Source organism: Arenimonas alkanexedens (genome assembly GCF_054781355.1).
In genome coordinates, this window is sequence record NZ_BAAGUO010000001.1 from 68,050 (window position 1) to 91,955 (window position 23,906).

18 protein-coding genes are annotated in these 23,906 nt (G+C 67.1%); 9 read left to right on the top strand and 9 right to left on the bottom strand.

Going from position 1 to position 23,906, the window contains the following annotated elements; all coding sequences use genetic code 11:
* Positions 1 to 33 precede the first annotated feature (33 nt).
* Genes ACYVGY_RS00285 through ACYVGY_RS00310 form a run of 6 tightly spaced genes read right to left on the bottom strand, consistent with a single transcriptional unit; the run spans position 34 to position 9,252 of the window.
* Entirely contained in the window at positions 34 to 966 is a 933-nt protein-coding gene (locus ACYVGY_RS00285; RefSeq protein WP_460455490.1) for a dimethyl sulfoxide reductase anchor subunit family protein, read from the bottom strand.
* Between the two features lies 1 nt (position 967).
* Positions 968 to 1,717, bottom strand: a complete 750-nt coding sequence (locus tag ACYVGY_RS00290) for a 4Fe-4S dicluster domain-containing protein (RefSeq protein WP_460455491.1) — start codon at positions 1,715 to 1,717, stop codon at positions 968 to 970.
* Entirely contained in the window at positions 1,717 to 3,495 is a 1,779-nt protein-coding gene (locus tag ACYVGY_RS00295; RefSeq protein WP_460455492.1) for an SLC13 family permease, read from the bottom strand. The genes ACYVGY_RS00290 and ACYVGY_RS00295 overlap by 1 nt, the downstream gene beginning before the upstream one ends.
* Positions 3,496 to 3,497: 2 nt before the next feature.
* Positions 3,498 to 6,467, bottom strand: a complete 2,970-nt coding sequence (locus ACYVGY_RS00300; protein ID WP_460455493.1) for a molybdopterin oxidoreductase family protein — start codon at positions 6,465 to 6,467, stop codon at positions 3,498 to 3,500.
* A gap of 54 nt (positions 6,468 to 6,521) precedes the next feature.
* The gene (locus tag ACYVGY_RS00305) at positions 6,522 to 7,151 is read right to left on the bottom strand and encodes a hypothetical protein (protein ID WP_460455494.1); all 630 of its coding nucleotides are present in this window, start codon (positions 7,149 to 7,151) and stop codon (positions 6,522 to 6,524) included.
* Between the two features lie 49 nt (positions 7,152 to 7,200).
* Positions 7,201 to 9,252: a hypothetical protein gene (locus ACYVGY_RS00310; protein ID WP_460455495.1), complete on the bottom strand. Its 2,052-nt coding sequence runs from the start codon at positions 9,250 to 9,252 to the stop codon at positions 7,201 to 7,203.
* A gap of 236 nt (positions 9,253 to 9,488) precedes the next feature.
* Here ACYVGY_RS00310 and ACYVGY_RS00315 point away from each other — a divergent pair, with 236 nt between their 5' ends.
* Positions 9,489 to 10,457, top strand: a complete 969-nt coding sequence (locus ACYVGY_RS00315; RefSeq protein ID WP_460455496.1) for a helix-turn-helix transcriptional regulator — start codon at positions 9,489 to 9,491, stop codon at positions 10,455 to 10,457.
* Positions 10,447 to 11,427, top strand: coding sequence for a patatin-like phospholipase family protein (locus tag ACYVGY_RS00320; RefSeq protein ID WP_460455497.1), 981 nt, complete (start codon positions 10,447 to 10,449; stop codon positions 11,425 to 11,427). Before ACYVGY_RS00315 ends, ACYVGY_RS00320 begins: the two co-directional genes overlap by 11 nt.
* Before the next feature lie 6 nt (positions 11,428 to 11,433).
* On the opposite strand, the gene ACYVGY_RS00325 is transcribed toward ACYVGY_RS00320, so the two are convergent.
* Complete coding sequence (locus ACYVGY_RS00325) at positions 11,434 to 12,000, bottom strand: lipocalin family protein (protein WP_460455498.1); 567 nt, start codon at positions 11,998 to 12,000, stop codon at positions 11,434 to 11,436.
* A 168-nt stretch (positions 12,001 to 12,168) separates the two neighbouring features.
* On the opposite strand from ACYVGY_RS00325, the gene ACYVGY_RS00330 reads away from it, so the two are divergent.
* The 3 genes from ACYVGY_RS00330 (at position 12,169) to ACYVGY_RS00340 (ending at position 16,935) form a co-directional block, all read left to right on the top strand.
* Positions 12,169 to 12,525, top strand: coding sequence for a hypothetical protein (locus ACYVGY_RS00330; RefSeq protein ID WP_460455499.1), 357 nt, complete (start codon positions 12,169 to 12,171; stop codon positions 12,523 to 12,525).
* Between the two features lie 128 nt (positions 12,526 to 12,653).
* Positions 12,654 to 14,768 (top strand): prolyl oligopeptidase family serine peptidase, encoded by a 2,115-nt coding sequence (locus ACYVGY_RS00335; protein WP_460455500.1) that lies wholly within the window; start codon positions 12,654 to 12,656, stop codon positions 14,766 to 14,768.
* 1 nt (position 14,769) lies between these two features.
* The gene (locus ACYVGY_RS00340) at positions 14,770 to 16,935 is read left to right on the top strand and encodes a S9 family peptidase (RefSeq protein ID WP_460455501.1); all 2,166 of its coding nucleotides are present in this window, start codon (positions 14,770 to 14,772) and stop codon (positions 16,933 to 16,935) included.
* Between the two features lie 75 nt (positions 16,936 to 17,010).
* On the opposite strand, the gene ACYVGY_RS00345 is transcribed toward ACYVGY_RS00340, so the two are convergent.
* Entirely contained in the window at positions 17,011 to 17,901 is an 891-nt protein-coding gene (locus ACYVGY_RS00345) for a LysR family transcriptional regulator (RefSeq protein ID WP_460455502.1), read from the bottom strand.
* Positions 17,902 to 18,001: 100 nt separating this feature from the next.
* Between ACYVGY_RS00345 and ACYVGY_RS00350 the strand changes: the two genes are divergently transcribed.
* Complete coding sequence (locus tag ACYVGY_RS00350) at positions 18,002 to 19,627, top strand: proton-conducting transporter transmembrane domain-containing protein (RefSeq protein WP_460455503.1); 1,626 nt, start codon at positions 18,002 to 18,004, stop codon at positions 19,625 to 19,627.
* Positions 19,628 to 19,629: 2 nt separating this feature from the next.
* Positions 19,630 to 22,188 (top strand): YbcC family protein, encoded by a 2,559-nt coding sequence (locus tag ACYVGY_RS00355; protein ID WP_460455504.1) that lies wholly within the window; start codon positions 19,630 to 19,632, stop codon positions 22,186 to 22,188.
* A gap of 14 nt (positions 22,189 to 22,202) precedes the next feature.
* On the opposite strand, the gene ACYVGY_RS00360 is transcribed toward ACYVGY_RS00355, so the two are convergent.
* Entirely contained in the window at positions 22,203 to 22,847 is a 645-nt protein-coding gene (locus tag ACYVGY_RS00360) for a hypothetical protein (RefSeq protein WP_460455505.1), read from the bottom strand.
* 45 nt (positions 22,848 to 22,892) lie between these two features.
* Here ACYVGY_RS00360 and lptM point away from each other — a divergent pair, with 45 nt between their 5' ends.
* Both lptM and dapF read left to right on the top strand, forming a co-directional pair.
* On the top strand, positions 22,893 to 23,021 hold the full coding sequence (gene lptM / locus ACYVGY_RS00365; protein ID WP_460455506.1) for an LPS translocon maturation chaperone LptM: 129 nt from the start codon (positions 22,893 to 22,895) through the stop codon (positions 23,019 to 23,021).
* Positions 23,018 to 23,869, top strand: coding sequence for a diaminopimelate epimerase (gene dapF, locus ACYVGY_RS00370; protein ID WP_460455507.1), 852 nt, complete (start codon positions 23,018 to 23,020; stop codon positions 23,867 to 23,869). The genes lptM and dapF overlap by 4 nt, the downstream gene beginning before the upstream one ends.
* Positions 23,870 to 23,906 lie beyond the last annotated feature (37 nt).

Genomic DNA, 23,906 nt, shown 5'->3' on the forward strand with positions numbered 1-23,906 from the left:
ACGCCCTCCTACAAAATGCGGGTGGTTTTTGGGCTAGTAGTAAACCATCACCACGTGCCGGGCTTCGGCGAAGAACAGCCACCGCTCCACCATCGCGCCCAGCAGCGCGGCCAGCGCGGCCATGCCGAGCACCGCCATCCCCAGGCCGGGAAAGATCATCGTCACTACGCAGGCCACGACCGGCACGCCGCCGAACAGGCCCAGCGCGATCCGGCGCAACTTGCGCGAATGCTTGCGCGCCAGCACGTAGCCCATTTCGGTGGTGAGGTAATTGGCTTCGGTATGCGGCCGCTCGAACACGGTCGCGACGCGGTCTGCGGGTAGCCCCAGCGCGGACGCGCGGGTGGCAGGCAAGGCGCCGCGGTCGATGTCTCGCCAGTAGCGCCGCTTGGCGACCACCAGTCCGACCGCCAGCATCAACAGCACCAGCGCGCGGAAGCCGCCGGGGGCATCCACGTTCGCGGTGACCGCCGTGCAAACCAGACCGCCGGTCAGCAGGGCGAAGCCCAGGTATACCGGCACCACCGCGCCGTGGCTCCACGCCGGGATCGGCTTGAGCGAGGCGTAGATCATCGCGGTAGAGAACACGGTGGCCAGCGAACCCAGGGCCAGCGCCGCCAGCAGCCACGGTTCGAAGAAGCCGAGCGCATGCGCACCCAGGAGCCGCGTGCCCGCCAACACGGCCCAGGGCAGGAAGCAGGCCAAGGCCAGCACGCCCTCGCGTGAAAGCCAGCTGCTGCGCCACTGGCTGAACGCACGCCAGGCGCGCATGGGCTTGCCCAGGTGCAGGGTAGAGCTGAGCAGGCCGCCGGCCACGGCAATCACGCCCAGCACCAGCAGCAGCCAATGCATCGACGCGCTCTGCTGATTGCGAATGGCCAGCAGGCTGAGCGAGGTCCAGATCCAAAGGCCATAGCCCAGGCCCGACAGCGTGGTGAAGAAGATGACCGAGAAGGCGGGATGCATGTCAGCGGCTCAGCGCACGGTCGAACCAGCGCAGCAGTGGATTGAGTTGGGCGCTGTCCAGCGTTTCCGCGGGGGCGGCCTGTGCCTCGTCGGGCGGCCCGGCACGCCGCTCACGCTGCGGCAGGTAGCGGTTGACCGGTGCGTAGCCCAGCTCGGGCATCAAGGCCACGCCGCCGCGCTCGACGACCAGCTTGGACACGGCCGACTCCGGATCGCCGAGGTCGCCGAAGTGGCGCGCGCGGGTCGGGCAGGCCTGTACGCAAGCCGGCTCGCGCGACACTTCCGGAATGGTCTCGTTGTAGATGCGGTCCACGCAAAGCGTGCATTTCTTCATCACGCCTTCGACCGCGCTGTACTCACGCGCGCCATAGGGGCAGGCCCAGCTGCAGAGCTTGCAGCCGATGCACTTGTCCTCGTCCACCAGCACGATGCCGTCCTCGGCGCGTTTGTAGCTGGCGCCGGTGGGGCAGACGGTGACGCAGGCCGGCGTGTCGCAGTGCAGGCAGCTGCGCGGAAAGTGCAGGGTGGTGGCGGGCTGTTCGGCGGTCGCTGCGATGTCGTAGGAATGCACGCGGTTGAACCACACGCCGGTGGGGTCCTTGCCGTAGGGCTTTTCGTCGGTCAGCGGACCGGCCATGCCGCCCGCGTTCCACTCCTTGCACGACACCGCGCAGGCGTGGCAGCCCACGCAGGTATCGAGGTCAATGACCAGGCCGAGTTTTTTCTTGCCGGGAGGTGCCAGGGTGGTCATCAGAACGGGAAGAAAATAGGAATGAAGTAGATGGCCATGCCCCAGAACAGCAGGTTGAGGGGAATGCCCATCTTCATGAAGTCCACGAAGCGGTAGTTGCCCGCGTTGTAGACCATGGTGTTGGTCTGGTAGCCCACTGGCGTGGCGAAGCTGGTGGACGCGGCGAACAGCACGGCGACCAGGAAGGGCGTGGGGCTCACGTCCATCGACAGCGCGGTGGAAAACGCGATCGGCGTAATCAGCACCGCTGCGGCGTTGTTGCTCATCAGCTCGGTCATCAGCGCGGTGATCAGGTATACCGCGGCCAGCACGGCCAAGGGCCCGAACCCGCCGACCCAGTTCACCGAGAAATCCGCCACGCTCTGTGCGAGGCCGGACTTCTGCATGGCGATGCCCAGCGGCAGAACGCCGGCCAGCAGCACGATCACGCGCCAGTCCACCGCTTGGTAGGCCTGGTCGTTGCCGATGCAGCGCGTCGCGACCAGGGCGATGCCGCCCAGGATGGACGAGGCCACGATCGGCAGCCAGCCAAACGCCGCGGCACCGATGGCTGCAGCCATGATGCCGATCGCCAGCAGCGCCTTGCTCTTGGGTGGGTTGGCTTCGCCGCGCTCGTTCAGAACCACCAGGTTCTGGTTGCCGCGTATCGCGTCCACTTCCGAGCGCGGGCACAGCAGCAGCAGCACGTCGCCGACGTTGAGCGTCACGTCCTTGATCTTTTCGCGCAGCACTTCGCCCCGACGATGCACGGCCAGCACGGTGGCGTTGTAGTTCCAGTGGAAGTCGAGCTGACGCAGGGTCAGGCCGACCAGCCGGGCGCCGGGGGCCACCATGGCTTCCACCAGCATTTGCGCTTCATCGCCGTCTTCGCCGGTGAACTGGCTGTCCTGCAGCTTGAACTCCGGCTCAAGCTCCAACTTGGCGCTGTCCTTGAGGGTCTTGAGCTTTTCCCAGTCGCCGCGCACCAACAGCACGTCGCCTTCGCGCAGGCGTTCGGCGCGGGGCGCCCAGTGCTTGTCCTCACCGCGCAGCAACTCGAGTACGTACACCGAATGCTTCTCAGCCAACTGCGAGGTAGCCACTGATTTTCCAATCAGCGGCGATTCCGGCATCACCCGCAGCTCGGTGATGTACTTGCCCAGCTCGTAGGTTTCGGTGATGCCGGTGGGCGGGTGGTGGGGCAGCAGCCAGCGCCGGAACACCATCAGGTAGACAAAGCCCGCGGCCATGGTCACCAGGCCCAGCGGCGCGAAGTCGAACAGGCCGAAGCCCGGATGGCCCAGGTCCTTGGCCAGCGAGTTCACCAGCAGGTTGGTGGACGTGCCGATCAGGGTGCAGACGCCGCCCATCTGGGCCGCGTAGGACATCGGGATCAGCACCTGCGAGGGCGAGGAGCGATTCGCCGCCGTCGCCGCCAGCACCAGCGGCAGGAACACCGCCACGGCCGCCGTGTTGTTGACGAAGGCCGAGATCGGGCCGACCACGAACATGATCAGCAGCATGAACAGCCAGGGACGCTTGACCCGCCCGAACAGCCGGCCGATCGACAGCAGCGCGCCGGTGTGGGCCAAACCCGCGCTGAGCACGAACATCGCCGCCACCGTGATGGTGGCTTCGCTGCTGAAGCCCGACAGCGCCTCGGCCGGCGTCACCAGGCCCAGCACCAGCAGGCTGGCCAGCACCAGCATCGCCACCACGTCCACGGGCAACTTTTCGGTGACGAACAGGGTCACCGCGCCCACGAGCACCGCCAAGGTCAGCAGGGCTTCCATTTCCATGCTCAGGACTTCCTGAAGTTCGCGCCGTAGCGCAGGGGGGAATCATCGCCGGTCCCGGGGCCGAGCGGGGGGAATTGCGGCAGGGTGGCTTCATGCTCGCCCGCCTTGTGCAGGCTGACCCGCAGGTCGAACCAGGCGGCCTGGCCGGTGACCGGATCGGCATTGGCGTAGTCGCCGCCGGGCAGTTGGTCCGAGATCAGATGATTGAGCAGGAAACCCTTGCGCGCCTCGGGCGCGTCGGGCGCCAGCTTCCAGGCGCCGCGCCGTTTGCCGATCGCGTTCCAGGTCCAGACGGTATCGGGCTGCACATTGCCGGTGATCCGGCACTGCACGGTGATCCGGCCATGGTGCGAGTCCACGTGCACCCAGTCGTCGTCCTTGAGCTCGTGACGGGCGGCCGTGTCCGCGTGCAGGAACAGGAAGTTGCGGGCGGTGATCTGCCGCAGCCAGGCGTTCTGCGAGCCCCAGGCGTGGTACATGAAGGGCGGCCGCTGCGTCACCGCGCTCAGCGGATAGCGCTGCAGGTCCAGGCGGGCGCCTTCGAAGGGTTCGTACCAGATCGGCAGCGGGTCGAAGTAGGTCGCCACCCGTTCGCGCTCGGCGTCGGGTGGCTGTACCGGGCCATGGCCCTGGGCCGCGAGCCGGAACTTCTGCAGCGTTTCCGAATACAGCTCCAGCACCACCGGCTCGGCCTTGGCGATGAAGCCCATTGACTGCGACCACTGCAGGTAGTCGCGATTGGCCATCTTGAAATAGCGGCCCGCGGCCGGCACCGGCGCTTCCCAGAAACCACCGTTTTCGCGGTAGCGCGTCAGCTGGTCGGGATTGGGGGCACCTTTGCCATGCTGGCTGCCGTCGCCGCGCCAGCCGGCCAGCAGGCCAACCCCGGGGGCGCGCTCGTGTTTGAGGATGTAGTCGGCGTAGTCCGCGTAGCGCGGCGTGCCGTCTTCCTGCAGCAGCGCCGGCAGCCCGATGCGTGCGCCCAGGTCGAGCAGCACCGACTGGAAGCCGCGGACATCGCGGCCCTCGCGCTGGGTCGCGGCGTCGAGCACCGGGTGGCGGATGGCGTCGGCGGCGCGGTCGGCGTCGGAGATCGGCCGGTCGAGCAGGGAAATGGCGTCGAAGCGCTCGAGGTAGGTCGTGTCGGGCAGCACCAGGTCGGCGTAGGCCACCATCTCGCTCGAATAGGCGTCCGAGTAGATGATCTTCGGGATGCGGTACTCGCCGTCCTCGCCCTTGTCGGTCAGCCACAGCATGGTCTCGGCGGTGTTCATGGCCGAGTTCCAGCTCATGTTGGCCATGAACAGGAACAGCACGTCCACCGGCGCCGGATCGCCGGCCCAGGCGTTGCGGATCACCGTGTGCAGCATGCCGTGCACGGCCAGCGGGTAGCGCCAGGAATAAGCGTGGTCGAGCCGGCGCGGCTGGCCGGCGGCGTCCACGAGCAGGTCTTCGGGCCCGTGGATGAAGCCCAGCGGCGCAGCATCCAGGGCGCCGTTCGGCTGGCGCGTCTTGCCCGGACGGTTGGCCGGCGGAATCGGGCGCGGGAAGGGCGGCTGGTAGCGGAAGCTGCCGGGCGTATCCACGGCGCCGAGCAGCAGCTGCAGCAGGTGCAGCGCGCGGCAGGTGTGGAAGCCGTTGCTGTGCGCGCTGATGCCGCGCATGGCGTGGAAGGACACCGGCCGGCCCACCATGGTGTCGTGCCGCACGCCGTGGCTGTCGGTCCAGGGCTGGTCGATCACGCAGGGTTCGTCGAAGGCGGCGGCCGCCAGCTCCTTCGCGATCCGGCGGATGGTGGCCGCCGGGATCCCGCAGCGCTCGGCCACGGCCTCGGGCGCGTATTGCGGGTCCAGGTAGCGCTCGGCCATCAGCTGGAACACCGGCACCGCGCGGCGGCCGTCAGGCAGCACGAACTCCCCGACGATGGCGGGGGAGAGGCCGGTAGCTTCGGCCGGGGCGGGGGCGCCGGGGCGGTTCCCCTCTCCCCAACCCCTCTCCCACAAGGGGAGAGGGGCTTCTTGCTCCCTCTCCCCTTGTGGGAGAGGGTTGGGGAGAGGGGCTTCTTGCTCCCTCTCCCCTTGTGGGAGAGGGCTGGGGAGAGGGGGGCTCTTGGCCATATCCCAACAAAGCGCCCGCCCCTCCCCATCCCGCGCGAACAGTCCATCATCCGCGCCACCCGGATTGCGCAGCACCAACCAGTGCGCATTCGTGTACCGCACCAGGTAATCCAGATCAACGCGATCCGCCTTGAGCAGCTCATGGATCAGCGCGAACGCGAACAGCCCGTCGGTGCCCGGCCGGATCCCGATCCACTCATCGGCAATCGCGCCGTAACCGGTACGCACCGGATTGACCGCCACCACTTTCGCGCCGCGGCCCTTGAGCTTACCCAGCCCCAGCTTGATCGGATTCGAGTCGTGGTCTTCCGCCACGCCCCAGAGCATCAGGTATTTCGAATGCTCCCAGTCCGGCTCGCCGAACTCCCAGAAGCTGCCGCCCAGCGTATACAGGCCGCCAGCAGCCATGTTCACCGAGCAGAAGCCGCCGTGCGCGGCGTAGTTGATGGTGCCGTACTGCTGGGCCCACCAGCCGGTGAGCGCCTGCGACTGGTCGCGGCCGGTGAAGAAGGCCAGGCGGTCCGGATCACGCGCGCGGGTGTCGCGCAGCCAGTCGGCGGCGAGCGCCAGCGCCTCGTCCCATTCGATTTCGCGGAACTTGCCTTCGCCGCGCTCGCCCACCCGCAGCATCGGCTTGTCCAGCCGGGCCGGCGAGTAGTGCTGCATGATGCCGGCCGAGCCCTTGGCGCACAGCACGCCGCGGTTCACCGGGTGGTCCGGATTGCCTTCGATATAGCGCACCTGGCCGTCGCGCAGATGCACATTGATGCCGCAGCGGCAGGCGCACATGTAGCACGTGGTCTGCTTGACCGCGTCGCCTACCGGTTTATGCAGTTCGAGCACGGGATCTGACATGGCCGCCATTGTGCCGATCGCGGCCGCCCGCCGCGAGGGCCGCGGCGGCCGGATTCACTTTGGCGACTGAATGCGGATCGCGGGGCTGTTGAAGTCGCTGTAGCGGATCTCGGACCGGGAGGTCTGGCCACCCTGAACGCTGCTGACGTCGATTTTGAGGACCAGCCCGGACTTGGCCGAAACCCAGGCCACGGAGGTGGATTCGGTGCTGCCGGCCACTCCCGGTGCGCCCTGGAAGGCCGGCGGCGTGGCTACGTCCTGAACAAAGCGGTACTTGCGGACCGGCTCGCCGTTCAGGCTGTCCTCGCCGAGGTCCTCGACCACCATGCCTTCCTGCAGCTTGCGCAGGAAGGCCTCGTTCCGGTACTGCGAGGTCATGCTGCCCATGGCCATCGGCAGCTTCATGGTCCGGCCGCCGATTTCCATGTAGCCGGTATCGCCGATCACTACCGTGGTCGGGCCGTTGGGAATGGCGACCCGGAAGCGGTCCGGGGCCTGGAATTCAATACGGATGATCGATTGGGCCGGCTCGAGCTGCTCGATCTCTGCTCGGAAACTCTTGACCGCAAGGAGGGCCTGCCAGGCTTCGAACATGTCCTGCTTGGCGTCGGCACGGGCTGCCGTCGGGGTCAGGACGAGCAGTAGCGGCAGCAACAGCATGGAAAGCATGAGGTGGCGGGGCATGGGGGACTGTCCTTCGCTTGGAGGGAGGGGTGCCGGTACGATCTTAGCTCTACTTAGTTCGCTGCCACCCCGGCGGCAGCTGCATATTGGTCTGGCCGTAGGTAAAGCGGACGACCTTTCCCTCGCCCTCGAGCTCAACCAGGCGCCGCTGCTGGTCATAGGTGGCGCTGCCCAGCCCCTGGCCCTGTCCTTGGCCTTCGAACGTGAGCCTGACGCATCCGGTGCCGGAGGTCGGGCAGGGAACGCCAGTGCCCAAGCTCGATTTCTTCTGCTGCGGGAAGAGGTGATCGGTCAAGCCGTTCCAGTCGTACCAGGCCGTGAAGACCTGGGGCATGCGCCGCATCATGTTCGGTTCCGGCTGCGCCCAGGGCGGCGTCCCCATCATCGACGGGGCGCCGAACATCATCCGCATCTGGCCCTCAAGCACCTGTCCGGCCTCGGGGGGGAACTGGACCCAGCCGCCCTCGTCAGGGAAGTAAGCCGCGATCCGGGCATTGCCGATATAGATGCGGTTCCCCTCGGGCGCGTCATATTCCGTGTAGTCCTCGCGGCTGCTGAACGTGGCGGCAAGCGACTCGCCGACAAACTCCATGCGGATATCGCAGGCGTTCGCAGCCACCGTGATTATCCCGAGATCTATCTTCACGACATCCGGCGTCGCGACCGAACGTTCGCTGCGCTTGCGGGTGACATGGGTCCTGATCTCAAGCGTGACCTTGACCTCGCCCGGCGTGCCCGGCGCATGGAAAACAAGGTCGTCAACGCGGCCGGCGCTGGTTCGAATGGACCAGTTTTCGGCGCCCGAAAGCGAGCCCTTCAGTTCGATCGGGGCGCTGTTGCCGACCATGATGCAGTTGGGCAGCTGGAATTCCACCGCCTGGTGCTGGAACCTGAGCGTGAAATCCTGCGGCGCCGTGTCCTCGAACGTACTCGCTGCATTGGTCACCCGGACAAAGCCACCGTCGATCGGGTCATGACCCGAGAACAGATACGCATACTCGCCGTCACGGGCTACGGTGTCCTCGAACACCAGCGCCAGGTCCTGGGGCCGGCGCGCATCGCGGAGCTGGAACCGCGCGACCATCAACAGGTCTTTGGCTTCTTCGCCCGGATTCCTGGATGTATTGATCTCGGTGAAATGAACCGGAGCCGAGGCAAACGGCTGGACGGAAAGCCCGAAGTCCTCGAAGTCGTCGATGCTGGGGTCGGCAATTCGAACGCGCTTCTTTTCAAAGGCGTCGTAAAAGTCGCCTTGCGTCATTTCGCCGTTGCTGGACGCGCTGAAATCGCGCGCCATACTGTTGTGGCGCGCTACAAAGTCAGGGTAAAGCTTGTCGAACGGGGCGCTTCCGGCTTTGTCATACAGGAAGCTCATTCCGTTCTGGCCATCATTCCTGAGCTGGAAGAAATCGCTCAGGTAGCGCACCTTTTCCGCACTTCCAAGGCGTTCGCCGAGCAGCAGGAAGTATTCCGGCTTCTCGTAGCCGCCCTCGAATCCGGCGTGGAAGGGGCGGTCGAGCGAAAGGGCGAAGCCGACTTCAGAAGGCTCTCCGCGCTTCCTGGCCCACGCCATCCCAACCGTGCTGGCAAGCGCCTCGTCCAGCCACTTGGTCTCCGGCGAGAACCAGGCCGCGGTTCGGTTCAGGGCGTGAAACATTTCATGCGCGAGGGTGCCTTTTTCTACCGTGCCTTCAAGCAGGTTCTCATGCGGCAGCACGATCACCCGGCAGCTGACCAGGGTGCCGCAAATGACCATGCTGTCGATATGGCAGGCGGTCGAGCCGGCGCCGCATTCCTCTTGCGAACCCACCATCAGAAGCATCTTTCCATTCTGCTTTTTCAGCTGGATTTCCGGATAGGCCAGGCCGGCAAACCACTTTTTTATTCTTTCGGACTCGGCGGCAACCGTCGCGGCACGCGCTTTCAGCGCAACCTGGTCGCCAGCCGCGGCGCCGGCTTCGCAGCCTGGCACCTTCGGCATGCAAACCACGATGAAGTTCTCGGTGCTCGCCAGGACGGGCCAGTTGGCTTGTGCCGAGGCCGCAGCGGTCCATGCGGTCATCATGAGCCCGGTGAGTGCAAGCAGCGTCGCCCTGATCATGGAGGTTTTCCTTTTCCGGTTATCGGTTGAATCGAGCGGCGGCGCCGGCTGTGAGACCTGACCCGGCCTTCAGGATATGGAGAGGCCGACGACGGCCTCAGGATACGGGATTCGTCCCTTGCGCCTGCCTTGCCCCGGGTGGCGGCCGGATTCCACCTGGTTTCAGCCTTGCTTGGAGGGAACGCGCGCTAGTGCCATGCTAAACGCGAAAATGTTTCGCCAACCGGACAAACCCCATGGACCGCTACGAGCGCATCCTCGCCCTGCACCGCAGTCTCAAGTCTTCCCGCTACCCGGTGCCTATCAAGGGTCTGATGGAGGAACTGGCCTGTTCGCGCGCCACGCTCTACCGCGATATCGCCTTTCTGCGCGACGCCCTGGGCGCCCCGATCGAGAGCGAAGGCGAGGGCAGCATCCGCTACGACCAGAAGGAAGCGGAGCGCTTTGAGCTGCCGGGCCTGTGGCTCAATTCCGATGAACTGCATGCGCTGCTGGCCGCGCACCAGCTGCTCGACCGCACCGGCCAGGGCGTGCTGTCGAGCGCGCTGGCGCCGCTCAAGGGTCGCATCGAGTCGCTGCTGGCCCAGCAGGCCGGCGGCAAGCGCTGGCCGGTCGAGCGCGTGCGGGTAATCGCCAGCGGCGTGCGTCGCCGCGACGAGCTGGCCTTCCGGCTGGTGGCCAGCGCGGTGCTCGAGCGTCGGCAGCTGAGCTTTGACTACCTGGCGCGTTCGACCAACGAACGCACCCATCGCACGGTGGCGCCGCAGCGGCTGACCCACTACAAGGACAACTGGTATCTCGATGCCTGGGACCAAGAGCGCGAGGGCTTGCGCAGCTTCTCGGTCGACCGCATCCAGCATGCCAAGCTGCTCGATGCGGCGGCCCGCGACCTGCCCGACGCCGACCTGAACCAGCATCTAGCCTCGAGCTACGGTATTTTTTCGGGCACGCCCAAGGGTATCGCCATCATCGTGTTCTCGGCCAAGGCCGCGCGCTGGGTCGCCGACGAACACTGGCACTCCAAGCAGGAGGGCCGCTTCCTGCCCGACGGCCGTTACGAACTCAAGTTGCCCTATAGCCACGCCAAGGAACTGCTGATGGACGTGCTGCGCTACGGCGCCGATGCCGAAGTGACGGCGCCGGAGTCGCTGCGCCAGCAGGCGCGAACCCTGCTGCAGCTGGCGCTGTCGTCGTATGAGCGTTGATCGGGTCGAATCCCCGGCACTCCCCGGCAAACAGATAGCCCTGGTGCTCGGCGCCGGGGGCGCCCGCGGCATCGCCCACGTCGGCGTGATCCAGGCCCTGGAAGCCCGCGGCTACAAGATCGCCGGCATCGCCGGGGCGTCCATGGGTGCGCTGGTGGGCGGCATCTATGCGGCGGGGCGGTTGGAGGAATACAGCGAATGGGCCCGCGGCCTGCAGCGCAGCGACGTGCTTCGCCTGCTCGATTTCGCGTTCGGTTACCCGGGCTTGATCCGCGGCGACCGTGTGATCGGTGCCCTGCGTGAACTGGTCGGCGAGCACTTGATCGAAGCGCTGCCGATTCCCTACGTCGCCGTGGCCACCGACCTGGTGCGGCAGCGCGAAGTCTGGCTGACCCGCGGCAAGCTGTTCGACGCCATCCGCGCGTCCATCGCGATTCCGATGGTTTTCACCCCGCACCTGATCGACGGCCGGGAGCTCGTGGATGGCGGTCTGCTGTCGCCGGTGCCGATCGCGGCCACCCGCGCCATGCGCGTGGACCGGGTGATCGCGGTGGACGTGAACGGGCCGGTGAGCTGGCTGAATCCGGGCATGGCGCTGCGCCATGAAGAGCTGGCGGCCGGCCATGGCGTCGACGACAGCACCCAGGCTCTGGACGAGGACGGGCCGACGACGCTGCGCGAGCGCATGGCATCAATTTGGGAAGGCCTTGCCTGGCCGGGCAGCGACAGCGATGCCGATCCCGATCCCGAAAAGCCTGAAAAAAGCCGCGGCGTGATGGACCTGATGTCGCGCTCGCTCGACACCATGCAGGCTCAGATGTCGCGGGTGCAGCTGGCCCAGGATCCGCCCGACCTGCTGATTCAGATCTCGCGCGAGACCGCCAGCTTCTACGAGTTCTGGCGGGCCAGCGAGCTGGTCGAAAAAGGCCGCGAGGCGGCAGAGAAAGCCCTCGACGCCGCCGGCCTCTGACCCGGCTTACTGGAAGCCGGGCTGCCCGGCCTGTTCCGGGAACTGCGGGACCCGCGCCAGCTTCGTCGGGTCGTAGCCATAGTTCTCGAAGCGCGCCCGCAGCGTCTGGTACTGGGCGTCATCCATGGCCTGCTCACGCGCGAAGATCCAGGCCATGTTCCGCTTCGGGTGGCCAATCAGCGCCCAGGAATAGTCGGGCGCCACTTCCAGGATCAGCAGGTCGGCCTTGATCAGGCCGCCGAAGAACGCGATCTGCCACTGCGCGTTGTTGGTCCCCGGCACCACGCTGGCAACGCCGTTCATGGTCTTTTCCGGCTTGTCGAAGGCCTTGCGGTAGGCGAAGACGTTACCGATGCGGCCATCAGGGCGCGGCGTGTAAATGTCGGCCGTGGCGACTTTCCCGTTCTCGGCGAAGTAGGGGATGTTGGCGATCACCCACCAGCGGCCCATGTAGCGGTCCAGGTCGACCGTGGCGGTGGTGGTCAGTGGCGGCATGGTGTTTCCTCCGGTGCTGGCGCAGGCGGCCAACAGCAACAGGCCGGGCAGGAGCAGGATCATTGCGGCGCGGCGCATGGCGTGGCTCCGAGGGGGTAAGACGCCACCTTGCACCCCAACACCTGAAGCCCGCGTCAACTCCTGTAGGAGGGCCTTCAGGCCCGAACGCTTCCGCCGATAGCCCAATCTCGGCCCATGAGACACCGCTCCCGCAGGCTGCTCTCACGCCCACCGGAGATCGCCGCCATGCCCCGTTTGCAGCCCGTCCCGCCGCCTTCCGAATCCGTTTCCCCGGTGCTGGCCCGCCTGCTCTGGCAGTGGCTGGTGCTGGGTTTGCTGGCGGTGGCCGCGCTGGCGCTCGCCCGGGGGCCGGCACAGCTGCCTGCGGCGCTGTCGTTCTGGCTGCTCGCGGCGCCTGCCGCCTCCCTGCTCACGCTGTATCGCCGGTTTCTGGCGACGGCGTGGCGTGCGCGCCTCGTCCGCGCCACGCCACGCCGTGGCCAGCTCTCCCGCCCGAACGTCCGCAAGCCCCGTGACCAGATGGCGGTCTCTTCGCGACGTCCCACCCGTCAGGCCGGTAGCCGCCGCAGCCTTGCCCGCTGACCGACGGCGGCCGTCCGCGCCCGGAACCGGCGCGACCGCCCTGGCGCACCATGACTTTGTGCCTACGGCGGCCCGGCGCGCCCCCGTGCTAGCGTCCGAGGCTTGCATCACTGCCCGGGACTCCTCCTATGCGCCTGACCACCCTCGCCTGGCTCACCGCCGGCGCGCTCTCCCTTTCACTGCCCGTGCTGGGCCAGACCGCGACCATGCCTACTGACACCACCGACCCCCATCTCTGGCTCGAAGACGTCGAAGGCAAGGAGGCGCTGGACTGGGTCCGCGCCCGCAACGCCGTGTCCGAGAAGCAACTGGCCGGTGACCCCGCTTTCGAAGCGCTGCGCAGCAGCCTGCTCGAGATCCTCGACTCCAACGCCCGCATTCCCTACGTCGGCAAGATGGGCGAGTACTACTACAACTTCTGGCGCGACAAGACCAACCCGCAGGGCGTCTGGCGCCGCACCACGCTGGCCGAATACCGCAAGGACGCGCCGAAGTGGGACGTGCTGCTCGACATTGACGCGCTCGGCAAGGCCGAGGGCGTGAACTGGGTCTGGGGCGGCGCCAACTGCCTGCGCCCGGACTATGACCGCTGCCTGATCTCGCTCTCGCGCGGCGGCGCCGACGCCGACGTGACCCGCGAGTTCGACGTCTCCGACAAGGCCTTCGTCGAAGGCGGCTTCAGCCGTCCCGAGGCCAAGGGCCAGATGGGCTGGATCGACATCGACACCGTCTATGTCGGCACCGATTTCGGTCCCGGCTCCATGACCAGCTCCGGCTATCCGCGCATCGCCAAGGAATGGACCCGCGGCACGCCCATGGCGGACGCCAAGATCGTCTTCGAGGGCCAGGATTCCGACATCTCGGTCGGCGCCTATCGCGACGACACGCCGGGCTACGAGCGCGACTTCGTTTACCGCGGCCTGACCTTCTATACCAATGAGCTTTACCTGCGCGGCGAAGACGGCGCGCTGACCAAGCTCGACCTGCCCGACGGCGCGCAGAAGAGCGCGTTCCGCGAGTGGCTGAGCGTCGAACTGCGCCAGCCCTGGTCGATCGGTGGCGTCGAGCACGCGGCCGGCAGCCTGCTGGCGATCCGCATGGACGACTTCCTGAAGGGCGGGCGCGACTTCGACGTCCTGTTCGAGCCGTCCGCGAACACCTCGCTGGCCAGCAGCGGCGTCACCAAGGACCACGTGTTCATCAACGTGCTCGAGGACGTCAAGAACCGCATCTACGTACTCACCCCGGGCAAGGACGGCTGGACCCGCGCGCCGCTGGTGGGTGCGCCGGCCTTCGGCACCGTCGGCATCAGCGCGGTGGATGCGGACGAGTCGAACGACTACTTCATGACCGTCACCGACTACCTCACCCCGACCTCGCTGCTGATGGGCACCGTGGGCGAGGCGCCGGAAACGCTCAAGCAGCTGCCGGCCTTCTTCGACGCCAGCCAGCACGAAATCAAGCAGCACTTCGCCACCAGCAAGGACGGCACCAAAGTTCCGTACTTCATGGTGTCGCGAAAAGACCTCGTGCTCGACGGCGACAACCCGACCCTGCTGTACGGCTACGGCGGCTTCGAGATCTCGCTGACCCCGGGCTACTCCGCCGGCGTCGGCCGCTCCTGGCTGGCCGACGGCGGCGTCTACGTGGTGGCCAACATCCGCGGCGGTGGCGAATATGGCCCGCGCTGGCACCAGGCGGCGCTGAAGGAGAACCGCAACAAGGCCTACGAGGACTTCGCGGCGGTGGCCGAGGACCTGATCGCGCGCAAGGTCACGCAGCCGGCACGCCTGGGCATCCAGGGCGGCAGCAACGGCGGCCTGCTGATGGGCAACATGACCGTGATGTATCCGCAGCTGTTCGGCGCCGTGGTCTGTCAGGTGCCGCTGCTGGACATGCAGCGCTACCACAAGCTGCTGGCCGGCGCGTCCTGGATGGCGGAGTACGGCGACCCGGACAAGCCCGAGGAATGGGCGTTCCTGCGCAAGTACTCGCCGTACCACAACGTCGGCGCGGACGTGGACTACCCGCCGGTGCTGTTCACCACCTCCACCCGCGACGATCGCGTGCATCCGGGCCACGCCCGCAAGATGATGGCGCTGATGCAGGCCCAGGGCCACGACGTGACCTACTACGAGAACATCGAAGGTGGCCACGGTGGCGCCGCCAACAACGCCCAGTCGGCCTACATGGGCGCGCTGGCCTACACCTTCCTCAAGCAGAAGCTGTTCAAGGAAAATTGACATGAAGACACGCCAGCTTCCTTTCGCGGTATCCCTGCTTGCCGTCGCCCTGGCCGGTTGCCAGTCGCCGCCGGCCCAGCCCGAGGCCGACGCCGCCGCGCCCGCCGCGCTGCCTGCCGCGCCAGTAGCCGCCGCCAAGCCCTACGACGTGACGGCCCCGCACGGTGCGTCCCGCAACGACGAGTACTACTGGCTGCGCGACGACACCCGCGAAAACCCGGAGATGCTCGCCTACCTCAACGCCGAGAACGCCTACGCCGACACGGTGCTGGCGCCGCTCGAAGCGCTTGAGGAAACGCTCTACACCGAGCTGGTGGGCCGGGTGAAGCAGGACGACTCCTCGGTGCCCTACCTCGAGGACGGCTACTGGTACTACACGCGCTTCGAAGCCGGCAAGGAATATCCCGTCTACGCCCGCCGCAAGGGCAGCATGGACGCCGAAGAGCAGGTGCTGTTCGAGGTCAACGAGCTTGCCGCCGGCAAGAACTACTTCCAGATCGGCACCTACGAGATCAGCCCGGACGACCGCCTGGTCGCCTTCGCCGAGGACGACAACGGTCGCCGCCAGTACACGGTCCGCATCAAGGACCTGGCCACGGGCGAACTGCTGCCGGACGTGATCACCGGCGTGTCGGCCAACCTGATGTGGGGCGACGACAGCCGCACCCTGTACTACGTCGAGAACGACCCGGTCACCCTGCTCACCAAGCGCGTCAAGGCGCATGTGTTGGGCGAAGACGTGGCCCAGGCCGCGCTGGTCTACGAGGAAACCGACGACACCTTCTACATGGGCATCGGCCGCACCCGTTCGGACGACTACCTGTGCATCAGCGTCAGCAGCACGCTGTCTTCCGAGTCGCGCTGCACCCCGGCCGGTGCGCCGGGCGAGTTCAAGGTCATCGCGCCGCGCCAGCGCGACTTCGAATACGAAGCCGACCATCTCGACGGCCGCTGGGTCATCCACACCAACTGGGATGCGACCAACTTCCGCGTCATGACCCTGGCCGACGGACAGCCCTGGGGCGACCGCAGCCGCTGGCAGGAGCTGGTGCCGCATTCGGCCGACGTGCTGATCTCCGGCGTCACCCTGTTCCAGGATTTCATGGCGATCAGCGAGCGCTCCGGTGGCCTGCAGCGCGTGCGCATCCGCCACGAAGACGGCCGCGACGAGTTCGTGCAGGCCGATGAAAGCGCCTATTCGATGTCCGTGTCGGTGAACGCCGAGCCCGAGACCGATTGGCTGCGCTACACCTACACCTCGCTGACCACCCCGGCCAGCACTTACGAGGTGAACGTCAGCAACGGCGAGCGCAAGCTGCTCAAGGAACAGCCGGTGCTGGGCGGTTTCGACAAGGCCAACTACGTCACCGAGCGCCTGTGGGCCACGGCCCGCGACGGCACCCGGGTGCCGGTGTCGGTGCTTTACCGCAAAGGCTTCGAAAAGAACGGTGAGGCCGCGCTGTACCAGTATTCGTACGGCTCCTACGGCTCCAGCTCGGATCCGGGCTTCAACCCGAACGTGCTCAGTCTGGTCGATCGCGGCGCCGTTTACGCCGTGGCGCACATCCGCGGCGGCCAGGAAATGGGCCGGCAGTGGTACGAGGACGGCAAGCTGCTCAAGAAGATCAACACCTTCACCGACTTCATCGACGTCACTGATTTCCTGGTCAAGGAAGGCTATGCCGCGCCCGACCGCGTGGCCGCGATGGGCGGCAGCGCCGGCGGCCTGCTGATGGGTGCGGTGGCCAACCTGGCGCCGGAAAAATACAGGGTGATGGTCGCGCACGTGCCCTTCGTGGACGTGGTGACGACGATGCTGGACGAATCGATCCCGCTGACCACCAACGAGTTCGACGAGTGGGGCAATCCCAAGGATCCGGTCTACTACGAGTACATGCTGTCGTATTCGCCGTATGACCAGCTCGAGGCCAAGGACTATCCGGCGATGCTGGTCACCACGGGCCTCTGGGATTCGCAGGTGCAGTACTACGAGCCGGCCAAGTGGGTCGCGCGCCTGCGCGCCATGAAGACCGACGCCAACCCGCTGCTGTTCCGCACCAACATGGAAGCCGGCCACGGCGGCAAATCGGGGCGCTTCCAGCGCTACCGCGAGCGCGCCGAGGAATACGCCTTCGTGCTCGACCAGCTCGGGCTCGTGAAGCCCTGAGGCAGACGGCCGGCGCCCCTGCCTGGGGGCGCCGGCCCGTTGCGCAGCGCGCGTGCTCGCGCGCACTCCTTACGTTCAGCCGGACAGCGGTTTGGTTGCCGGAAGCAGCGATTTCAGCAGTGGATTGGGAAAGCGCCGGGACTGCACGATGGCGTAGAAACTCTCCGCGAGATCAGGAATTCGGCAGCGTTCGGACAAGATGCCGGCCTCCAGTTCGTCGCGAACGACGATGGGCGGCACCAGCGCCAGGCCTTTCCCCTCGCGCGCCATCAGGCGAAGCATCGCCATGTCGTCCACTTCCGCGCGGATGATCGGTCGGATGCCCGCCTGCTCCAGCAGACGATCGAAGTCCACGCGGATATCACTGGCCAGGCTGGGCACCAGCAGGGGCTGGTGGCGCAGGTCCTGGGGAAAGCGAAAAGCGGGCGCATCCACCTGCGGGAAGCCGACCAGGCTTACCGGCTGTCGATCAAGCAGGTGGCTGTGCAGCACGGAACTCGCGTCGCGCCGCACCGCGCTGTTGGTCAGCACTACATCAACGGCCTGCGACTCAAGCTGTGCCAGCAGTTCGCGCATCGTCCCCGACCGCACTACCAGGGACACATCCTCGCGGCCGATCAGCGGGCGCAGGAATTCCATCTGGAAATTCCTCGACAGCGTGGTCAGGGCGCCGACCCTGAGGATCGGCCGGTTCAAGGCGGGCTGCCTTTGCAGGGTGCCCAGCAGCTCGTCCCCCGCCTGGAACATCGTGTCGGCGTAGTCGAGCGCGATGCGTCCGGCCTCGGTCAGCACCAGGCCGCGGCCGACGCGGTCGAACAGGGCATGGCCCAGCTGCGCCTCGAGCTTGGCCAGCTGTACCGACAACGCCGACTGCGACAGATGCAGTCGCTCGGCGGCCTTGGTCAGGCTGCCCTCATGGGCGATGGCCCAAAAGTAGCGCAGATGACGGTAGTTGAGCTGGGGCATGCCAATCATCCAAAAAAACGAACGAATTATTAGAATCTTTATACTTTATATAATCACGGCCCTCCACTAGATTGCCGGTCGCCCTTCCTTGGAGACGACCGTGACCGAACCGCTGCTCTGGCTACTGGCGCTGGGTCCGCTGGCGCTGGCGACCGTGGCGATGATTCCTCGCCATCGCGCCAACCGCCGTCCCCTGGCCGTGGCCGGCCTGACCTGGGCCGCGAGCCTGGGGGCTTTGCTGTTGGTCGTGATCGCCAGCGGCGCCCTGCTCGCCACCGGCACCGGGGTGCTGCGAACAGGGACGCTGGGCGTCGCCGGCGTCGGCTTGGCGCTGCAGTTGGACGCACTCAGCGCCACCATCGCGCTGTTGGTCGCGTTCGTGGGCTCGATCGTGGCGCGCTACAGCCGCAACTATCTCGCCGGCGATCCGAACCATGGTGCCTTCATGCAGGGTTTGAGCCTGACCCTGGCGAGCGTGCTGTTCCTGATCCTTTCCGGAAACCTGTTCCAGCTGGCACTGGCCTGGACCGCGACCTCGCTGAGCCTGCATCGACTGCTGCTGTTCTATCCCACCCGTCCGGCCGCCATCCTGGCCGCGCGCAAGAAGTTCATCGCCGGCCGGCTGGGCGATTTGTGCATGGTCGCTGCGATGCTGCTCGCCTACCGCGCGTTTGGCAGCCTGGACTTTCAGGCCATCCAGGGCGGCGCCCAGTCGCTGCGTGGCGCTGCTTCCATTCCCGGCGGCATCCATGCGCTGGCGGCCCTGCTGGTGGTGGCGGGACTGCTGAAGTCGGCCCAGTTTCCGCTGCACGGCTGGCTGCTGGAAGTGATGGAAACCCCAACCCCGGTGTCGGCACTTCTGCATGCCGGCATCATCAATGCCGGCGGCTTCCTGTTGCTGCGCTTCGCCGACGTTCTGATTCTTTCCGGGCCGTCCATGAACGGCCTGCTGCTGGCGGGCAGCGTAACGGCGCTGTTCGGATCGCTGGTGCTGATGACCCAGACTTCGGTCAAGGTGACCCTGGCGTATTCAACCATCGCCCAGATGGGCTTCATGATGCTGCAGATCGGGCTGGGCGCGTTTTCGGCGGCGCTGCTGCACTTGGTCGCGCACTCGCTCTACAAGGCGCATGCCTTCCTGTCCTCGGGCAGCGTGATTGACCTGCAGCGGGCATCGCCCGCCGTTGCCCGCAGCGTGCCACCGCATCCCGCGCGGCTGCTGTTGGCCGTGGCGCTGGTGCTGAGCCTGACGCTGGCGGTGGGAGCCGTCGCCGAAGTCACGCTGAGCAGTCAGCCGGGTGTGCTGGTGCTGGGTGCCATCGTCATGCTGGGCTTGATCCACCTGCTCAGCCAGGCGCTTGACCGCGCGCCCCGCTGGGGCGTGCTGGCGCGTGTCACGGGGTTGGCCGCAGCCGTGGCGATCGCCTACTTCGGACTGCAGTGGCTGGCCGCCTGGCTGATGGCTGGCGTGCTGCCTCCCACGCTGGCGCTGCGCGGTCCGCTTGACCTGGTGATCCTGGCGATCGTGGTGTTCGGCTTCGCCGCCATCACCGTCGTGCAGGGCCTGCTGCCGGGCCGGCTGGAAGCACCGTTCTGGCAACGCTGGCACGCGCACGTCAGCAACGGCTTTTACGTCAACACACTCGCCAATCGATGGGTTCTGCGGTTCTGGCCCACCGGGCCGGCCCGTTCGACCCGCGCCAAGACTGCGGGCCAGGAGGCTTGAACATGTCCACCGACGCCAGCGCTGCCGACACGGCATGCGCCAACCCAGCGGGCTCCCCGCGCAGCCCGGTAATCGCCGAAGAACTCGAGCGGTCGATCCAGGGCGCATGTCAGCGCATCGCGCCGCTGTGGCCCTTGCGCCACTTCGTTGCCGTCAACCCGTTCCTTGGGTTCTCCGGGCAGACCTTCGCCGCGACTTGCCTGACCATGCGGCGGGTGGCGGGTGCGGAGATGCTGATGCCTCGACGCTTCTATCGCGACGCGCTGGCCAGCGGCTTCATCACTGATGCCGACCTGGCGGTGGGCTTGCGCAATTTGTCGCCTTCCCCCCGGACACCCGCGGACCCGGCGTCGTTCCGGCGAACCTTGGCCCGCGAAATCAAGGCGGACCCCAAACGCAGGAGAACCATCAACACCATCGCCGATGTCCTGGATGCCGTGTCCGGCGGCGACCGCTACGCCTCCCGAACCGCTTTCATGATCGACGAGATCTCACGCTGGTGTGCGGGCTATTTCGATCAGGGCCCTACCGGCTGGAAAATGCCCGCCCGGCAGCTGGAGCCGTATGCCGCGTGGCGCGCGACCATGCGCTTCGACCGCAATGCGGAGGCCTTCGGAATCAAGGGCTTCCGCGCAGCCATCGCCGCCATGCCGGCCGACCCGCGTGATGCGATCGCGATGGTGGTCGAGGCCTTGGATATTCCGGCGCACCGGGTGCAGGACTACCTGCATCGCGCGCTGTTCGACATTTCCGGCTGGGCCGGCCATCTGCGCTACCTGGGCTGGAACAACGCGCTTTACGGTCGCCCCGACGACCGGATCGTTGACTTGCTGGCGATTCGGCTCGTTTGGGGATATGCCCTGTTCCAGCACTGTACGGATCGCGCATTCCGCGAGGCATGGGCGATATCCCTGGCCCTGTCCAGCGCAGCTTCGACCCATGAGCCGACCGCCGTGGATCCGGGGCTGGCGGATGAGCTGGCGGTACACCGCGCCTACGAGGCGGCGGTACAGCGCCGACTGATCGAACGCATCGCATCGCGGCAAAACCTGGCAGCCCCGGTGCCGACGCCGCGCAGCGCGGTGCAGGCAGTGTTTTGCATTGACGTCCGCTCCGAGGTATTTCGTCGCGCCCTGGAAACTGTCTCGAGCGACGTGGAAACCCTGGGCTTTGCCGGCTTCTTCGGCTATCCGATCGAGTACGTGCCGCTGGGTCAGTCGCAGGGCGGGGCGCAGTGTCCGGTACTGCTGAAGCCGGCTTTCACGGTCTGCGAAGAAGTCGCCGGCGGCCAGCCCGCGGATACCGACCGGCTGCTGCGCAAGCGAAGCCTGCGGCAGCGCACCCGCCGAGCCTGGGATGCTTTCAAGCTCTCGGCGGTGTCGTCGTTCACCTTCGTCGAAACCGCTGGCCTGCTGTACGCGGCCAAGCTTGTCGGGGATGCCGTTGGCGCCAGTCGACCCGTGCCGCATCCGGCCTCGGAAGGCCTTTCGCGCAGCGCGTCGGCGCGTCTGGCGCCGCGTCTTTCTGCGGGCCGCCTCGACGGTCGCGCCAGCGGATTCGATCGGGACCAGCGCGTGTCCATGGCCGAGACCGTGCTGCGCGCGATGTCGCTGACCCAGGGCTTCGCCCGTCTGGTCCTTCTGGCCGGTCACGGCAGCAGCACCGTCAACAATCCTTACGCCACGGGCCTGGACTGCGGAGCCTGTGGCGGCCACACCGGCGAGGCCAACGCCCGGGTGGCCGCCGGTCTGCTCAATGGTCCTGAAGTACGCGATGCCCTGCGCGATCGCGGCATCGCGATTCCCGGAGACACCTGGTTCGTGGCGGGACTTCATGACACCACCACCGACCTCGTGCGCCTGTTCGACACCGACCAGATGCCGGTGGCGCGGGGGCCAGACCTGGCGCGGCTTCGCCTGCAGCTGGATCAGGCCGGTGCACTGGCGAGACTGGAGCGAGCGGCGTTGCTGGGCATTGCTTCGCAGTCGTCGGTGGATGCGGAGGTGATGGCGCGCAGTCGCGACTGGTCACAGGTGCGACCGGAGTGGGGCCTGGCGGGAAACAGTGCGTTCATAGCGGCGCCGCGCGCCTGCACGCGCGGACTCGACCTGGGCGGCCATGCCTTCCTTCACAGCTACGACTGGCGCAGCGACACCGGTTTCGGGGTGCTGGAGCTGATCATGACGGCGCCGATGGTCGTCGCGAGCTGGATCAACCTGCAGTACTTCGGTTCAACCGTGGACAACGGCGCTTTCGGTGCCGGCAACAAGACGCTGCACAACGTGGTCGCCGGTATCGGCGTTCTGGAGGGCAACGCGGGCGATCTGAAGGTCGGCCTGCCCTGGCAGTCCGTGCATGATGGCCGGGCGCCGGTACACACGCCGGTTCGCCTGAGCGTCGTGATTGCCGCGCCCCTCGATGCCATCAATGCAGTGATCGCCAGGCACCAGGCGGTGCGCGAACTGGTCGACAACGAGTGGCTGCACCTGTTCGCCATGGACGACCATGGACGCGTTACCCAGCGTTACGCCGGGCAACAGACGTGGGTGGCGTTGCCCTGACCGACGCGCTGGGCTTACCAGCCCGCCTGGTCCAGCAAGCGTTCGGTGTCGGCGTCCGCAGGCTTGGCTACCAAGCCCCCGCGCGGGCTGACGTAAACCCGGTAGGTCGCGCCGTCGAGCATGGGCAGGTAGGCGGCGCTGCCCCAGCGCGCGTCGGCGATGGCCAGCTTGGCCAGGTAGCGCTGGCGGAACTCCCAGAAATCCCAGTCTCCGCGCAGGTCATGCACCGTGCGTACTTCGCTCAGCTCCTGCTTGGGGTCACCGTAGCGTCCCGACAGGCGTTCAAAGCGGTAGACCGGGCGCAGGCCAGCCAGCTGGCCCGGCAGGGTCCAGCGGATCACGCGGGCATCGAGCTGCCATTCGTCGCCCCGCAATTCCAGCATCTGCGGCGGCTGGCCGTCCAGCTCCAGGCGGGCTTCGAAACGCTGGGGTGCCAGTTGTCGCAGGCTGATGCTGGCGGCGGGCACGTCTTCGAACAGCCAGGCGTACTGGCGCAGCAGGCCGCCCAGGCCGGCCAGGCCCAGCGCCAGCAGCACCAGCACCGTGCCCACGCCGCGCAGCAGCCAGCGGGTGCCGCCACGCGACTTGCGCACCCAGGCGAGTGCGCCCAGCACCAGGAATACGGCTGCCGCCAGCCACAGCCAGGCCGAGATTGCCATCGTCCACCCCACGCGAAAGAACCTGCCCCGGACTATACTCGCGCCATGAAAACGACCCGCCTCGCCGTGCTGCTGTTGAGCCTCGCCCTGGTCGCCGCCTGTGGCACCAAGGGCGACCTGGTCCCGCCCGCCACCGACGCGACGCCCGCCGAGGCCGACGCGCCCGCGGCATGAGCACGCCCCGCCCGCTGCGCTTCTCGAAGATGCACGGCGCCGGCAATGACTTCATGGTCATCGACCTGCGCGGCGGTGAACCCGCGCCTTCGGCGGCCATGGTCCGCGCGCTCGGCGACCGCCATTTCGGCGTCGGCTTCGACCAGCTGCTGGGCATTGATGACAGTCAGGTGCCGGGCTGCGCGGCGCGCTACCGCATCTGGAACGGCGACGGCTCGCTGGCCCAGCAGTGCGGCAACGGCGCCCGCTGCGTCGCCGCCTGGCTGCGCCGTGACGGTGCCGCGGTTGGCACACGCTTTCGGCTCGACAGCCCGGCCGGCGTGATCGAGGTGGATTGCCTGCCCGACGGCGGCTATGCGCTGGGGATGGGTCGGCCCGCGTTCGAACCGGCACAGCTGCCTTTCCTTGCGGCGGCCGACCTGCCGATGCACGCGTTGCCGCTCGAAGACGGCCTGCTGCGCTTTGGTGTGGTTTCGATGGGAAACCCGCATGCCGTGATCGAAGTGGATAGTGTGGACGCGGCACCGGTATTGCGCCTGGGCCCTGCGCTGCAGGCGCGCGCCGAGTTCCCCGAAGGCGTGAACGTGGGTTTTGCCCAGGTGCTGGCGCGCGACCGCATCCGCCTGCGCGTATTCGAGCGCGGCGCCGGCGAGACCCTGGCCTGCGGCAGCGGCGCCTGCGCGGCGGTGGCGGTACTGGTGCGCCAGGGCCGCGTTGACCGCGCCGTGCAGGTCGAACTGCCGGGCGGCACCCTGGCCATCCGCTGGCCGTCCGACGCCGATCCGATCACCATGGCCGGACCCGCCACCTTCGTGTTCGAGGGCGAATTCGCCGTCACCACGCCATAATGCCGGCTTCGCCGGATTGACCCGCTGCACGAGAGGC